Annotated in this window: 13 protein-coding genes; 7 read left to right on the top strand and 6 right to left on the bottom strand. The window is 68.1% G+C overall.

What is annotated here, in order from left to right; all coding sequences use genetic code 11:
• Nucleotides 1–29 precede the first annotated feature (29 nt).
• From QUV18_RS12380 to QUV18_RS12370, 3 genes are read right to left on the bottom strand one after another with little or no spacing between them, the layout of a single operon-like run.
• A complete protein-coding gene (locus QUV18_RS12380; protein ID WP_300894244.1) occupies nt 30–755 on the bottom strand; it encodes an enoyl-CoA hydratase/isomerase family protein in 726 nt (241 codons plus the stop codon).
• On the bottom strand, nt 752–2329 hold the full coding sequence (locus QUV18_RS12375) for an FAD-dependent oxidoreductase (protein ID WP_300894243.1): 1578 nt from the start codon (nt 2327–2329) through the stop codon (nt 752–754). The genes QUV18_RS12380 and QUV18_RS12375 overlap by 4 nt, the downstream gene beginning before the upstream one ends.
• Nucleotides 2326–3864: a carboxyl transferase domain-containing protein gene (locus QUV18_RS12370; protein WP_300894242.1), complete on the bottom strand. Its 1539-nt coding sequence runs from the start codon at nt 3862–3864 to the stop codon at nt 2326–2328. The genes QUV18_RS12375 and QUV18_RS12370 overlap by 4 nt, the downstream gene beginning before the upstream one ends.
• Before the next feature lie 104 nt (nt 3865–3968).
• Between QUV18_RS12370 and QUV18_RS12365 the strand changes: the two genes are divergently transcribed.
• Complete coding sequence (locus tag QUV18_RS12365) at nt 3969–4190, top strand: biotin/lipoyl-containing protein (protein WP_300894241.1); 222 nt, start codon at nt 3969–3971, stop codon at nt 4188–4190.
• Between the two features lie 19 nt (nt 4191–4209).
• Here the strand turns inward: QUV18_RS12365 and QUV18_RS12360 are convergent, their stop codons facing one another.
• Nucleotides 4210–4719: a flavin reductase family protein gene (locus QUV18_RS12360; protein ID WP_300894240.1), complete on the bottom strand. Its 510-nt coding sequence runs from the start codon at nt 4717–4719 to the stop codon at nt 4210–4212.
• 190 nt (nt 4720–4909) lie between these two features.
• Here QUV18_RS12360 and QUV18_RS12355 point away from each other — a divergent pair, with 190 nt between their 5' ends.
• The 5 genes from QUV18_RS12355 to QUV18_RS12335 are packed head-to-tail and all read left to right on the top strand — an operon-like array spanning nt 4910 to nt 10778.
• Nucleotides 4910–6067: an acyl-CoA dehydrogenase family protein gene (locus QUV18_RS12355; RefSeq protein WP_300894239.1), complete on the top strand. Its 1158-nt coding sequence runs from the start codon at nt 4910–4912 to the stop codon at nt 6065–6067.
• A gap of 13 nt (nt 6068–6080) precedes the next feature.
• Entirely contained in the window at nt 6081–6542 is a 462-nt protein-coding gene (locus tag QUV18_RS12350) for a MaoC family dehydratase N-terminal domain-containing protein (RefSeq protein ID WP_300894238.1), read from the top strand.
• A complete protein-coding gene (locus QUV18_RS12345; RefSeq protein WP_300894237.1) occupies nt 6542–8128 on the top strand; it encodes a rhodanese-like domain-containing protein in 1587 nt (528 codons plus the stop codon). The genes QUV18_RS12350 and QUV18_RS12345 overlap by 1 nt, the downstream gene beginning before the upstream one ends.
• Entirely contained in the window at nt 8125–9573 is a 1449-nt protein-coding gene (locus QUV18_RS12340; RefSeq protein WP_300894236.1) for a 3-oxoacyl-[acyl-carrier-protein] synthase III C-terminal domain-containing protein, read from the top strand. The genes QUV18_RS12345 and QUV18_RS12340 overlap by 4 nt, the downstream gene beginning before the upstream one ends.
• Nucleotides 9574–9575: 2 nt before the next feature.
• A complete protein-coding gene (locus QUV18_RS12335) occupies nt 9576–10778 on the top strand; it encodes an acetyl-CoA acetyltransferase (RefSeq protein WP_300894235.1) in 1203 nt (400 codons plus the stop codon).
• Nucleotides 10779–10795: 17 nt separating this feature from the next.
• Here QUV18_RS12335 and QUV18_RS12330 read toward each other — a convergent pair whose 3' ends face one another.
• The gene (locus QUV18_RS12330; RefSeq protein WP_300894234.1) at nt 10796–12172 is read right to left on the bottom strand and encodes a PLP-dependent aminotransferase family protein; all 1377 of its coding nucleotides are present in this window, start codon (nt 12170–12172) and stop codon (nt 10796–10798) included.
• A 190-nt stretch (nt 12173–12362) separates the two neighbouring features.
• On the opposite strand from QUV18_RS12330, the gene QUV18_RS12325 reads away from it, so the two are divergent.
• The gene (locus tag QUV18_RS12325; RefSeq protein WP_300894233.1) at nt 12363–13985 is read left to right on the top strand and encodes an AMP-binding protein; all 1623 of its coding nucleotides are present in this window, start codon (nt 12363–12365) and stop codon (nt 13983–13985) included.
• Nucleotides 13986–13991: 6 nt separating this feature from the next.
• Here the strand turns inward: QUV18_RS12325 and QUV18_RS12320 are convergent, their stop codons facing one another.
• Entirely contained in the window at nt 13992–14876 is an 885-nt protein-coding gene (locus tag QUV18_RS12320; protein ID WP_300894232.1) for an alpha/beta fold hydrolase, read from the bottom strand.
• Between the last annotated feature and the right edge of the window lie 170 nt (nt 14877–15046).

Here is a 15046-nt window from a genome sequence, read left to right as displayed (position 1 = left end):
GAATTGTATCTGTAATTGCATCGACACATTTAGGAATTGAATTTCCCGTTCTCATTTCTCGCCAGCCGGTCGGCGACATTCGCCTCGGCCGCGAGGCGGCGGGCCTCGGTGGCCGGCGCCGTGGCGGCGGTTCGGATGAGCCGGCGGATTCGGTTGAGCCGGTCGGGAGGGAGAGAGGCGAGGTGGCGGGCCAGGGTTGCGGCCGTGTCCCCGGGCGTGTCGGACAGCTGGGTGACGATGCCGAGGTCGAAGGCCTCGGCGGCATCGAAGGGTGTTTCGGTGCAGAGCACGTGCAGCGCGCGGCGTTCGCCGATCACCCTGACCAGCGGCGGCACCACGAGGGCGGGGAGCACGCCCTTGCTGAGCTCGGGAAAGGCGAATCGCGCCGCGGGCCCGGCGATGGCCAAAGTGCCCGAGCAGACGATGCCGCAGCCCGCGCCGAGGGCGGGGCCATTGACGACGCAGATGCTGGGAATGGCGAGATCGGACAGCGTGGCGAAGAGGCCGCCCAGCCGCGCGGCATGGGCGCGGAATTCGACCTCGGTGGTCATGGCGCCGACGGATTTGAGATCGGCGCCGGCGCAGAAGGCGGGGCCTTCGCCGGAGAGGGTGACGACGCGGGCCTCTGCCTCGGCCTTCTTCAGGGCCTCGGTGAGGGCGTCGATCAGCTCGGCGTTGAGCGCGTTGCGCTTGTCGGGGCGGTTGAGGGTGAGGCGTGCGACGCCGTCGGAGATGTCGAGTTTCACGAGGCTCATGAGGGCACCGTTTCGCGGGTGAGGGCATGGCGGGCCGCTGTCCAGCCGCCGACGAGGCATTCGGTGAGGTTGCCGCCGCTCATGTAGACATGGCCGAAGATGCTGCCCAGCTCGCCCGCGGCGTAGAGGCCGGGGATGGGGGCGCCGAACGGGTCGACGACCTGCTGGTGGACGTTGCGGCGGGGGCCCCCTTGGGTGTTGATGACGATGGGTTGGATTTCGCCCGCGTAGAAGGGCGGGGTGGCGATGGGGCGCATGGTGTCGGGCTGGCGGTTGAACGCGGTGTCGGTGCCGGTTTCGCAGGCGGTGTTCCAGGTCTCGATGGTCGTGCGGAGGGTGTCGGGGGGCGTGCCGGTGAGCTGGGCCAGCTCTTCCAGCGTGTCGGCTTTCCGGAAAATGCCCATCGCGACTTCGGCGAGGTTGTCGGCGCTCCACTCGTGGCGGGGGTGGGGGTCGTTATGGACGACGCGGCCCATCGGGTACATCTGGCGCCCGGCCTCGTCGAATATCATGAAGGCGGGTTTGCGGGGGAAGGTCTGGGTGCCGAAATCGAAGACGTCGAAGGGGCGGGCGCCGGAATCGCCGGGGTAGGGCGGGTATTCGTCCATGAAGCGGCGGCCGGTGGAGTCGACCACGATCCATGCCAAGGGGGCCAGCGAGCGGGTGCTGGCCCGGGTTTGCGGCGGGTCACTGCCTTCGAGGCCGAGATCGGCCAGCATGTCGAGGCGGCCGGGCGTCCACATCGGGACGGCCTTGAGGAACAGGCCGAACGGATAGTCGGGGTCGGGGTGCTTGAGGCCGTAGGGCCCGTGGTAATGCCACATGTGCCAGAGGTCTGCGCCGACGGCCTGGGCCATGCGGATGCCGTCGCCGGTGTTGCCGAGGAAGGCGCCGGGAATGAGCGGGCCGCCCTGGAAGTATTGCGCCTGCATCTCGGGGGCGTGTTCGAACCCGCCGCAGGTGAGGATGATGCCGCGGCGGGCGCGGATGCGGTGTTCGGTGCCGCCCATGGTGGCGGTGAGGCCGGTGACGGCGCCGCTGTTGTCGGTGACGAGGCGATGGGCGGGGGCGTTCATCTCGATCCGGACGCCGGCGGATTGGGCGGCGTGTTCGAGGACGCGGAAGAGGCGCGTGCCGTTCTTGACGGGGGACACGGCGTGGTAGCCCGAAGCGCCGTCGATCTCGGGGAGGGCGGTGATCTCGGCATAGGCGAGCGCGTCGTAGCCGGGATAGGGGTAGTTGCCGAGGGCCTCGGTGACGCGCATCTCGGCGCCGCAGCGGTCGGCGAGGGTCTGCAGGTAGGCGGGCGCCTCGGCCATGCCGGTGGCGAAGGCCTGCAGGATGTCGTCGGGGGTATTGCCGCCGCAAGTGGCGCGGAGGTAGTCGAGGGCCTTCTCGGGCTGGTGGCTCACGCGGATGCCGCCGGCCGAGGCGATTGAGAGGCCGCCGGGGAAGGGCATTTTCTCGAGCAGGAGCGTGTCGGCGCCGGAGGCCGCGGCCTCGTAGGCGGCGGTGGCACCGGCGGCGCCGAAGCCCACGACGACGATATCAGCCTCGTCCGTCCAGCCGCTCATGGATCGATCCGGGCGACGAAGCCGGTGCGGCGGGTGGCGTGGGCGCTTTCCAGCGCCTCGATGATCGTGGTGCGGGTTTCGTCGGGGCGGATGATGTCGTCGATCAGGCCAAGCTCGGCGGCGATGTAGGCGGAGGCTTCTTCCTCGGCCCGGGCCATCAGTTCACGGCGCTTGTCGTCGGGGGATTCGGCCTCGCGGATCTGCTGGCCGTAGGTGAGCTCGACCCCGGCGGCGGGGCCCATCACGTCGAACTGGGCGGTGGGCCAGGCGACGAGGCGGTCGGGCCCCATCGTCTTGCCGCCGAGGGCGAGGTAGGCAAGCCCGATGGCCTTGCGGATCACCACGGTGACCTTGGGCACCTCGCTGGAGGCGACGCTGTTGAGGATGCGCGCGGCGAGCGAGACCATGCGCTTTTCCTCGATCTCGGGGCCGACGATGAAGCCGGGGCAATCGGTGAGGAAGACGAGGGGGATGTGGAAGGCGTTGCAGGTGTCGACGAACTTGCGCAGCTTGACGGCGGCCTTGTCGTCCATCGCGCCGGCCCAGTGCATGGGGTTGTTGGCGACGAGGCCGACGGTGTGGCCATCGAACCGGGCGAAGTGGGTGAGCAGCCCCTTGCCGTAGGTCGGCCGGAAGGGGAAGGTGCGGCCGCCGTCGACGATAAGCTCGACGAGGCGGTGCATGTCGTAGGCGCGGCGGTGGTTGTCGGGGACGAGGGCGTTGAGCTCCTCGGCGCCCTTTTCGCTGTCGCAGAGGGCGGGTTCGGGCTCGTGGCGGGGTGGAAGGCTGTCGCAGTTCGACGGGAAGTAGGAGAGGAATTCCCGGATCGAGAGCAGCACGTCGCGGTCATCCTCGCCGACGTAATCTGCCTGGCCGGTGGTTTCCGAGGACATCTGCCAGCCGCCGAGCTCGTCGGGGGTGACGGACTTGCGGATGCCGACGCGGACGACGGCGGGGCCGGACATGCCCATGAAGCCGCTGTTGCGGGTCATGGGCACGAAATCGGATTGCGCGGCGGTGAAGGAGGGCCCGCCGAAGCAGGCGCCCATGATGGCGGCGACCTGCGGGACGCGGCCCGACAGGCGCATGTGTTCGCGGAAGCGGTTGCCGATAGCGGCCGCCGCGGCGCCGTTGTTTTCCTGGAACCGCCCGGCGCCGGCCTCCATCAGGGCGATGTAGGGGGCCGCGTGCTTGAGGGCGAGTTCGCGGAGGCGGGAGATCTTGGCCTCGGCGGTGCGTCCGCGGGTGCCGCCGACGACGGAGGCGTCTTCGGAGCAGACATAGACCAGCTTGCCGTCGATCGTGCCCTTGCCGGCGATCAGCCCGTCGGCGGGGGTGCGGTCGTGCAGGTCGGGATGGGGGCTTCGGCCGAGCAGGCCGAGTTCGGAGAAGGAGCCCGGATCGAGCAGGATGTCGAGGCGGGCGCGCGCGTCGAGCTTGTTCTGCGAGGCGAGCCGCTCGAGCCGCTCGGGGCCGCCCATCTGTCGCGAGGCGGCGCGGCGCGCTTCGAGCTCTTCCAGTGTCTTCTTGTCCATTCCGTCGCTGTCCGTCTTCGTTTTTGTTTGGGATTGACTATAACAATTGACCGGCATTGTGCCAATAACTATGGTTGCATTAAGTGGAAAGAATGGAGTTCCCCATGGCGCGTACCGAGATCACTGCAACTGTCACAGGTTCTGTATGGGAGGTGCCGGTCTCGGTTGGCGACAGCGTTCTCGAGGGGGACGAGCTTGTGGTGGCGGAGGCCATGAAGATGGAGATCGCCATCGCGGCAACGGTCTCGGGCAAGGTGGTCGAGTTGCGGGTTGCCAAGGATGACGAGATCGAGGAAGGCGCAGTGATCGCGGTCATCGAGAGTTGAGGGCGCGGCACGGCGCACCTCAGGCAACCGCCGTCATCCCCTTGTAGGCGCCGTCGAAATAGAGCAGCGGCGCATCTGCCTCGGGCAGGGAGGCCACCACGACGCGGCCGATGAAGATCGAGTGGGTGCCCGAGGCAATGACCTGGTCGACCTCGCAATCGAAGCTGACAAGCGAGCCGTCGATGGCCGGGGCGCCCGTAGCAAGGCGGGACCAGTCGCAGAGGTCGAGGCGCTTGGTGCTGTCGACGCCGAGAAAGTCGCGGGCGAGGTCCTGTTGTTTCTCGCTGAGGACGTTGACGCAGAACCGGCCGCTCCTGGCGATGGGTTCGCAGGCCGACGCGGAGTTGTTCACGCACACCAGGAGGGTGGGCGGTTCGGCGCTGACCGAGCAGACCGCGGTGGCGAGCATGCCGTAGCGCGTGCCCTCCGATTCGGTGGTGATGACGTTGACGGCGGCCGCAAGCCGCCGCATGCCCATGCGGAAGTCTTCCGGCCCGGCGGCGGTAAAGGAATTGTGGCTCATGTTCATGCGGTCCCTCCCGGCCGGCGGGCGGCGCCGCGGGGGTGCGGGCCTGTACCGTCGGCTTGATTATCACGATACATTATGCACATATTGTTCTTGCCAGCAAGATGACAATGCGCGATGATTGTGCATATGATTGATTGCAAGACAGGTCGCCGGCCCAGGCCGGCGATTCTCATGGGAGGAGGCGCAGAGCATGGATTTTGACCTGAACGAGCGGCAGGCCGACCTGGTGCGCGCGGCGGAGGAAGTGGCCGAGCGCAAGCTTGTGCCGATGCTGAAGGACGCGGACACGCCCGCGGGGGTCAATGCGCTGCGCCGGACGATGGCGGAGCAGGGGCTTCTCGGGCTGAACCTGCCCGAGGCGCTTGGCGGCATGGGTGTGCCGCTGCTCGATACGCTGCTGGTGACGCGGGCGTTGCAGAAGGCCGCGCCGCTGTTGGGCGGGATCGCGCATCGCAGCTCGACCGGCGCCGTCGGCGCGGTGGCGGAATACGGGACGCAGGCCCAGAAGGAGACCTTCGTCATCCCGTCCTGCAAGGGCGAAATCGGGATTTCCATCGGGATCACCGAGCCGGATGCCGGTTCCGCCGCGACCGCGATGAAAACGCGCGCGACGGTCGAGGGTGACGAGGTGATCCTGAACGGCTCGAAGCAGTTCGTGAGCTTCGTGAACAACAACCATTACACGCTGGTCTATTGCCGGTTCGGCACGACGGGACGGCCCGGGGATATCGGCGCCGTGATCGTGCCGCACGACGCGCCCGGGTTCAGCCATTCCGAGGGCACGCTCAACATGGCCGACGAGCTGCTCTTCGAGCTCTATTTCGACGAGTGCCGGGTGCCGAAGGAGAACATCCTTGTCGATGGCGGGGCCTTCGGCAAGCTGATCAGCGTCTACAATGCCGAACGGCTTGGTTCGATCGCGCGGATGATCGGCTCGGCCGAGGCGGCCTTCGAGATGGCGCTGGCCTATGCCAAGGAGCGCAAGCAGTTCAATCGTGAGCTGGCCGATTTCCAGGGGATTCAATGGATGCTGGCCGACATGCGGGTGAAGCTGGACGCCGCGGCGCTTCTGACGTGGCGGGCGGCGGCGACGGCGGTGAAGACGGGGCTGCCCTCTCCCACGGAGACGTCGATTGCCAAGGTGTTCACCGCGAAGGCCGCCAAGGAGGTCTGTGACGACGCGATCCAGATCATGGGGGCGAACGGTTACACCAAGGAATACCCGCTGGTGCATCGCTATGCCGAAGTGCGGGGCGGCTCGATCTATGGCGGGACGATGCAGATCCACAAGAACATGATCGCGGGTGCCATCCTTGGGCAGTCGTCGAGCCAGTGGAAGCGCAGCTAGGAAGGCAGGGATCATGGAGATCGACAGGGAGCTGATCGGCACATCGAGCGCGCCTTGGGTCGTGGAGGTGGAGCGCGGGGCCATCCGGCGGTTTGCCGAGGCGATCGGGGACGACAACCGGCTGTGGCGCGACGCGGACCATGCGCGGGCGCAGGGGTACCGGGATGTGATCGCACCGCCGACCTTCCCGGTGAGCTTCGTGATGCCGGGGATCCCGCCGTGGTGGGAAGGCCTGGACCGGAAGCGGTTCCTGGCAGGCGAGCACGGGTTTGCCTACGAGCGGGCGATCACGGTGGGCGATATGCTGACCCTTCGGATGACGCTGCTGGATGTTGCGCGGAAGGAGGGCCGGTCGGGCTCGATGGACCTGATGCTGCAGGAAGTGCGCGGTGTCGACGCGGCGGGGCGGGATGTTTTTGCCCACCGGCGGACGACGGTCTATCGCGGCGTCGGCAGCCAGGTGCGCGGCTCGTGATGGCGGAGGCGGCGACGGTTGAAGCGGCGGCGCTCGTGGCGCGGGGCATGGACTGGCCGCGCCGGGACTGGGCGTTGCTGGACGTGCGGGACGTGGGCGAATACGAGCGCGGGCATGTGCCGGGGGCGACGTCGCTGCCAAGGCGGATGCTGGAGTTCCGGGCGGGCGAGGTGATGCCCGATCATGGCTGGCCGGTGGTGGTGTATGACAGCGGGCGGCCGGGCGACCTGCGGGCGATGCTGGCGGCGGAGCGGCTGGGCGAGATGGGGTATGGCCGGGTCGAGATGCTTGACCGCGGATTGCCGGGCTGGACGGCGGAGGGCCGGGCGCTGGCGGTGGGCGTCAACGTGCCGTGCAAGCGGTTCGGAGAAGAGGTTCTGGAAGGTGACGGGGTGAAGCTCATCCCGCCGGACGCGCTGATGCGCGACGGGGCGGGGGTGCTGTGCGACGTGCGGACGGCGGGGGAGTTTGCCGATCATCACCTGGGCGGCGCGGTATCGCTGCCGGGATTCGAACTGGCCGGGCAGTTGCCGGGGCTGGCGCGGCGGCATGACCGGATCGTGCTGAACTGTGCCGGGCGGACGCGGTCGATCATCGCGGCGGCGACCGCGGGGGCGCTGGGCTATGACTGCGCGGCGCTGGAGAACGGCACGATGGGCTGGCGGCTGGCCGGCGGCGAAGTGGCGCGCGGCGCGGGCGGTGACGTGCCGGACGCGGCGGCGGCTGACGTGGCGGCCGTGACGGCAAGGGCGCGGGAGCTGGCGGTATCACTGGGCGTGGTGGCCGTGGCCGCGGAGGATCTCGCCCGGCGGCGCGCGGCGGATGGCGCGGCACGGCCTTACGTGCTGGACGTGCGGACGCGGGAGGCGTTCGAGGCGGGGCATGTGCCGGGGGCGATTCATTTGCCGGGCGGGCAGGCGATCCAACGGACGGATGATTTCCTGGCGGTGCCGGGAGCGCCTGTGGCTGTCGTGGACGATGGCGATGCGCGGGCATGGCTGGCGGCGTGGTGGCTGACGCGGATGGGCTTTGCGGAGGTTGTCGTGCTCGATGGCGGAATGCCCGCGTGGCGCGCGGCGGGGCTGGACGTGGAAACGGGCCGGGGGCGGATGCGCCCGGAGGTGATCGACCGGCTGGTCGCGGACGTGCCGGTGGTGAGCTGCGATGCGTTGATGGAGCCGGGCGCGGCGCCGGTGGTGATCGATGTCAGTTCGAGCCGGGCCCATGCGAAGGGGCATCTGCCGGAGGCGATCTGGATTTCGCGGGGCTGGCTGGAGCACGAGGTTCGGCGCCATGCCTCGCCCGGTGATGAGATCGTGGTGACGGCCGGTGACCTTGTTCAGGCGAAGCTGGGGGCGGAGGCGTTGTTGCGCGCGGGCTACCGGCGGGCGGTGGCGCTCGATGCGGGGCTGGAGGACTGGCGGGCGATGGGCGGGACGGTGGAGATCGGGCCGGTTCCGCCGCACGCTATGGACGTGGTCGAGCCTCCCTATGCCAAGGGGGAGGCGGCGATGCGGGCGTACCTGGAGTGGGAAGTCCGGCTGACCGCCGGGGAAGTGAACGAGACGGAAGGGAGCCTGACATGACCGCCTTGACCGCGATCGGAACCTACGTGCCGCGCCTGAGACTGGCGCGGAAAGCCATCCTGGAGGGCCAGGGAAAGCGGGGCGGCAAGGGCGAGCGGGCCGTCTGTGGCTGGGACGAGGATGCGCTGACCATGGCGGTGGAGGCCGCACGGGGCTGTCTGAGGGAAGCGGATGTGACGGTCGGGGGGATCACGCTGGCCTCGACCACGATGCCGTTCGAGGAGCGGCAGAACGCGACGATCCTGGCGAGCGCGCTGAACCTTGGCGAGGATATCCGGACGCTGGATACCGGCGGAACACAGCGGGCGGGCACCTCGGCGCTGATCGAGGCAGTCGCGGCGGCGGGGCCGGGCGGTGACCGGCTGGTCGTGGCGTCGGACAAGCGGGAGAGCAAGCCGGGCTCGCCGCAGGAGCTGAGTTTCGGCGACGGGGCGGCGGCGGTTTGTGTCGGACCCGGAGACGGGATTGCCGAGGTCCTTGCGACGCGGTCGAAATCGGTGGATTTCATCGACCATTACCGCGGACAGGGCCGGCGGTTCGACTATTACTGGGAAGAGCGCTGGATCCGCGACGAGGGGTATCTGAAGCTGGTGCCCGGCGTGGTGACGGCCGCGCTGGAGGAGGCCGGGGTGGCGCCGGGCGACGTGGCGCATGCGGTGTTGCCGCAGGCTGTGCCGAAGGCCGCGCAGGGGATTTGCAAGGCGGTGGGATTGCCGCCGGAGGCTCTGGCGGACAGTTTGCAGGACCGGGTTGGCGAGACCGGCACGGCGCATCCGCTGATGATGCTGGCGGCGGTGCTGGAAAAGGCCGAGCCGGGGCAGGTGATCGTGCTGGTGGGGTTCGGGCAGGGCTGTGACGTGATCGTGCTGCGGGCGACGGAGTTGCTGGCAGACTGGCGGTCGAGCGACTGGTTCAGCGGGCCGCTGGCGCGGCGCGCCGAGGAGGCCAGCTATTACCTTTACATGGCGCGCAACGAGCTGATCGAGCGTGACGAGGGGATGCGGGCCGAGGTGGATTACCAGTCGGCGATGACGCAGATCTACCGGCGGCGCGACATGCTGCTGGGGCTGGTTGGCGGGCGCTGTACCGAGTGTGGCACACCGCAGTTTCCCCGCGCCCGCGTTTGCGTGAACCCGGCCTGTGGGTCTTTCGCAGAGCAGGAGGCGTATCCTTTTGCGGACAGGACGGCAAAGGTGGTGAGCTGGTCGGCGGATCACCTGACCTACACGCCCGAGCCGCCGGCGCGCTACGGGCTGATCCAGTTCGAGGGGGGTGGCCGGATGTTCGCCAACTTCACCGACGTGGCCGGCCCCGAGGTGGATGTGGGCAGCGACATGCGGATGGTGTTCCGGATCAAGGAGTTCGACCGCAAGCGCGGCTTCCGCCGCTATTTCTGGAAGGCCACGCCCGTTGCGGGCCGGGCAGACGACAAGGGAGGCGCGTGATCATGGCCAGCGGGATCAAGGACAAGGTCGCCATCATCGGCATGGGATGTTCCAAGTTCGGCGAGCGCTGGGAGGCAGATGTCGAGGACCTGATCGTCGAGGCCTACCAGGAGTGCATCGCCGATGCCGGGATCGGGATGGAGGATATCGGCGCGGCGTGGCTGTCGACGGCGATCGAGGAAATCCATGGCGGGAAGGGCGCGTTGCCGCTGTCCTTCGCGCTTAGGCTGCCGAATATCCCGGTGACGCGGGTCGAGAACTTCTGTGCCAGCGGGTCGGAGGCGTTGCGCGGGGCGACCTATGCGGTGGCCTCGGGGGCGTGTGACATCGCACTGGCGCTGGGGGTGGAGAAGCTCAAGGACACGGGCTATGGCGGGTTGCCGCAGCGAAGCCGTGGGATGCTCAACCAGATGTGGTGGGCCAATTACTCGGCGCCCGGGGCCTTTGCGCAGCTCGCTTCGGCCTATCGGCGCAAGCACGGGATCGCGGCGGACGACCTCAAGCGGGCGATGGCGCATGTCTCGGTGAAGAGCCACCAGAACGGGTCGAAGAACCCCAAGGCGCATTTGCAGAACATCATCACCGAGGAGAAGGTTCTGAACGCGCCGATGGTGGCCGAGCCGCTGGGCCTGTTCGACTGCTGCGGCGTCTCGGACGGGGCGGCCTGCGCCATCGTGACGACGCCGGAGATCGCGAAATCGCTGGGCAAAACCGACCTGGTGACGGTGAAGGCGCTGCAGATCGCGGTGTCGAACGGCTCGGAGTCGGGGTTCAGCGACTGGGACGGCAGCCACGTGATGACCGCGCGGCTGGCCAGCCGGCGGGCCTACGAGGAGGCCGGGGTCAGGGAGCCGCGCAAGGAGATCGGTCTGACGGAAGTGCATGACTGCTTCTCGATCACCGAGCTGGTGACGATGGAGGACCTTGGCCTGTCGGGCGAGGGGGAGGCGTGGCGCGACGTGCTGGACGGGGTGTTCGATGCCGATGGCGCCGTGCCCTGCCAGATCGACGGGGGGCTGAAATGTTTCGGCCATCCGATCGGGGCGTCGGGGTTGCGGATGATCTACGAGCTTTACCTGCAATTGCATGGCCGGGCGGGCGCACGGCAGGTGGCCGATCCGCGGCTGGGGCTGACGCACAACCTTGGCGGGGCGCCGCATCAGAACGTGTGTTCTGTGTCGATCATCGGGCATCACGGGGTGTGACCGGGATGCCCGTTTGGTCAGACCATCATCGGCGGAGCGTTCCGCTCGGCCATCAGGCCGGTCAGGATGTCGATGCCCTTTTCCACCATCTCGGGCTTTTGCCACGGGTTGACGGAGATGCGCACCGCCGGCTTCGCGCCGGGGCGGATCATGAAATTGTCGGCCGGCACGGTCGAGACGCCGGCGCGGCGGGCGGCCTCGTAATATTCCAGCGAGGTCCAGTGATCGGGCAGGTGGAGCCAGATGAAGAAGGCTGCCGGGTGGCTGCTGTGGGGGACGGTCTTGAGCCGGCGGCTCATCATCTCGTGCCGGGCGGCGAGTGCCTCGAGGTTGCGCTGGGCGACGGTTTCGGCGGTGCCCTCGTTGATCAGGGCGGTCGCGACCTCGGCCATCAGCGGCGGGTTGGCGAGCGTCAGGGCGTGCAGCGTGGTACCCAGCTGTTCGAAGAGCTGCGGCGGGCTGACGAGGTAGCCCACGCGCATGGCGGGACTGACGGATTTCGACAGGCCGGTGACATAGATCACGTTGTCGGGGGCATAGTGGGCCAGCGGCAGGGGCCGGTCGCGCAGGCCGCCGATGGCGCCGTCATCCTCGATGGCGATGACGCCGTGGCGGGTGATGATCTCGGCGATCTCGCGGCGGCGGGATTCCGGCATGACCGCGCCTGTGGGGTTGTGGCAGGTGGGCTGCATGTAGACGAGGCGCACGTTGGTCTCGGCGATGCGGCGGTCGAGGTCTTCGGGGATGACGCCCTTGTCGTCGATCGCCACGCCTTCGAGGTTGCGTTCGAGCAGCGAACCCAGTGCCTTGATGCCGGAATAGGCAAGATCCTCGACGAGGACGGTTTCACCGGCCTTGCTGAGCGCGGTGATGGCGAGCATCAGCGCCTGCTGCGTGCCGTTGGTGACCATGGTGAGCTCGGGCGCGGGTTTGAAGCCGGTGCGCGAGATCCAGGTGGCGCCGGCGGTGCGGTGCGGCAGGAAGCCCACGGCAGGGGCGTATTTCTGGAGCGGCATGAGGCTGGAGCGGTGGCCCACGTTGATCATGGCGCTGGAGATCGAGTCGACGAGGCCGGGGACGGAGAGGCTGAAACAGGCGAAGTCGATGGTGCCGGGCTGGCGTTCGGGCAGGGGGCTCAGCATGCCCTCTTCCATCGCGGCCTCGCGGACGAAGGTGCCGCGGCCGACCTGGCTGCTGAGAAGCTGGCGTTCGCGGACGATGTTGTAGGCGCGGCCGACGGTGCCGACTGTGACCTTCAGTTCGCGGGCGAGGTCGCGCTGGGGCGGAAGCTGGGCGCCGGGCTGCAGTTCCCCGCTTTCGATGGCTTGAGAAATGGCGCTGGCCAGGGCAAGGTAGCGCGGCCCTTCGCTGTCGGCGATTTCAGGTACCCACATGGTTATCATCCCTCGGTTTGTTGCCTACCCTGCACGGGTATTGCATCTGTCATTGTCTCGATTGTAGACAATACACTGAGGTCAGATAAAGCCACAATTTTCAAAATGTCTCGAATTTCCGGGACAATGGCAGCGGGTCCACAGCGACAAGCCGGCCGAATGGCGGGATTGCGGAAGGAGGCGTCGATCCATGGGTAACCCATTTCTCGGCAAGACTTACGCGGAGAGCCTTGCGCTGATCGCCGGGCAGTACCCGGACCGCGATGCGCTGGTGTTCCGCGACAGGCGGTACAGTTTCGCCGATCTGAAGGCGGAGGCCGACAAGGTGTCGGCGCGGCTGGCGGCGCTGGGCATGCGGCGGGGCGACAAGGTAGCAATCCTGATGCCCAACCGGCCGGAATTCCTGTTCATGTGGCTGGGCGCCGCGCAGATGGGCATGACGGCGGTGATGATCAACACGCGGCTGAGACCGGACGAGATTGCCTATCAGCTGGCGCAGTCGGAGAGTGACGCGGTGTTCATCCCCGGGCAGGGCGCGTTCCGCGATTTCGTGGGCGAGCTGGCGGGGCTGGCGCCCGCATTGCGGGATGGCCGGCCGGGCGAGCTGGGCTCGGAGAAGCTGCCGCGGCTGCGCTGGGTGATCGTGGCGGATGCGCCGCCCGAGGGGTATGCCGGGCTGACCGACTGGTCGGGGCCGGCGCCGGAGGGGCTGGCGATGCCGCCGATGGAGGGGAATATCGACCAGCCGGGGATCATCGCCTACAGCTCGGGCACGACGGCGCTGCCCAAGGGCGCGATGATCGGGCATCACGTGTGGCGCAAGGGCTGGGATATCGGGATCCGGGTGGATTTCGACGCCGAGGACTGTCTTTACATGTCCATTCCGCTGTTCGGGTCGATGGCCACGATGAACGGGGTTCTGCCGCTCTGGACCCGGGGGGCGAAGGTGGTGCTGGGCGAGCAGTTCGATGCCGGCGTATGCCTCGAGGCCATCGAGCAGGAGCGGGTGACGGCCATTCACCTGCTGCCGCCGATCGTGTCGCAGATGGCGGAGAATCCGGACCTCGACCGCCGCGATACCTCGTCCTTGCGGATCGGGTTCGTGCTGTCGATCGCGCCGGAGATCCTCGACAAGGTGGCGGATGTGCTGAAGATCCCCGGCGTGATGACGGGCTATGGCATGACCGAGACGACCACGGTGCTGACCCGCAACTGGTGGAACGACCCGCGCGAGGTGCGTCATGCCAAGCAGGGCTTTGCCCTGCCCGATATCGAGCTGAAGATCGTCGATCCGCAGACGCTGGAGGCGGTGCCGGCGGGCGAGCAGGGGGAAATCTGGTCGCGCGGATATTGCAACATGCTGGGCTATTACAACAAGCCGGAGGAGACGGCGCGCGTACTGCGGGAGGACGGGTGGTTCCGGACAGGCGATACCGGGTGGCTGGACGAGACCGGGCGGCTGACCTACACCGGCCGGCTTGGCGATGCGTACAAGTCGCGCGGGTTCAACGTGGCGCCGCAGGAGATCGAGCATGTGATCGCCCGGATCGAGGGCGTGCGGCAATGCGCGGTGGTGGGGATTCCCGCGGGCAATGACGACAACGTGGGCGTGGCCTATATCGTGCCGGAAGAAGGCGCGCGGCTGGAGGCGGCGGATATCCTGCAGGTGCTGAAGCCGAAGCTGGCCAGCTACAAGATGCCGGGGGAGGCGTTCATCGTCGATGACCTGCCGATGACCTCGGGGACGGGCAAGGTGCAGAAATTCAAGCTGCGCGAGGATGCGATGGCGCGGATGAAGCTGACGGCGGGGTAAGCCCTGTCAGGCCTTGCGGTCGAGGAAGTCGAGGATCGCCGTGGCGATGCGCTGGGCGCCGTCCGGGTCGAGGTGGACATGGTGGTCGCCGGGGATGTCGATGGCCTCGTAATCGGCGATGAGGTCTCCGGCGAGGCGCCGGGCCGTGTCGGGCCATTCGGTATAGGCTGGCAGGCCGTCTTTCGCCCAGATATTGAGAACGGGCATGGTCAGGGCGCCAAGCACCGCCTCGACCTGTGGCCGGGTGAGTTTCATGGCGGAACTGGCGAAAAGCCGGGCGTCGGCGCGGGTGCGGACGCCGTCGGGGGTTTCCGCAACGGCGCGGTCGACGAGGGCCTCGGCGGTCTGGCGGCTGTTGCGGCGTTCGCTGCGGCGGGTGACGTAATCCTCCTTCGAGGTGAAGCTGCGCCGGGGGCGCGCGATCTGCTGGCGGGTCTCCTCGATGAAGGCGCGCAGGGTGTCGACCACGGCCTCCTCGGAGACGGGGTCGGGGACGAGAGCGTCGAGGGCGATGACGGCGTTGACACGGTACGGTTGCGCGGCGGCGAAGAGCGAGTTGATGTTGGCGCCGCGGGAATGGCCGATGAGCGTGCAGGTTTCCCAGCCGAGCGTGTCGATCAGGGTCGCCATCTGTGGCAGGTCATCCCAGAGGTTGTAGGTGGCGTCGGGCGAGCGGTGGGCGCTGTGACCCTGGCCGCTGAGGTCGAGGGCCACGACGCGACAGCCGGCCAGGCGGGGGGCCAGTTCGCGGAAGCTTTCGGCATGGTCCATCCAGCCATGGGTGGCGAGGACCGGGCGGCCGTCAACCGGACCCCATGCGAGGCCCGCGTAGCTCAGCCCGTCGAGGATCCAGCGATGCTCTTGCGGTGATGGCTGGTCGTGGTCCTTCATGGCGCGGCCCTTGTCTGGTCGGTTCGGGCCTTCGATACAGGAGCGGCGCGGCGGCGTCGATGCATTTGAGGCGGCGCGGAACCGGACGGGGATTCGCAGCGTTGAGCTTCATGAGCTCAAGACAGCGTGACCGAGGGCATCACTGGCTGTTGGGTCCCGCCGGCCGTTGG

Source organism: Roseovarius sp., assembly GCF_030373445.1.
GTDB lineage: Bacteria > Pseudomonadota > Alphaproteobacteria > Rhodobacterales > Rhodobacteraceae > Roseovarius.
This window is presented reverse-complemented; position numbering and strand designations above follow the sequence as displayed.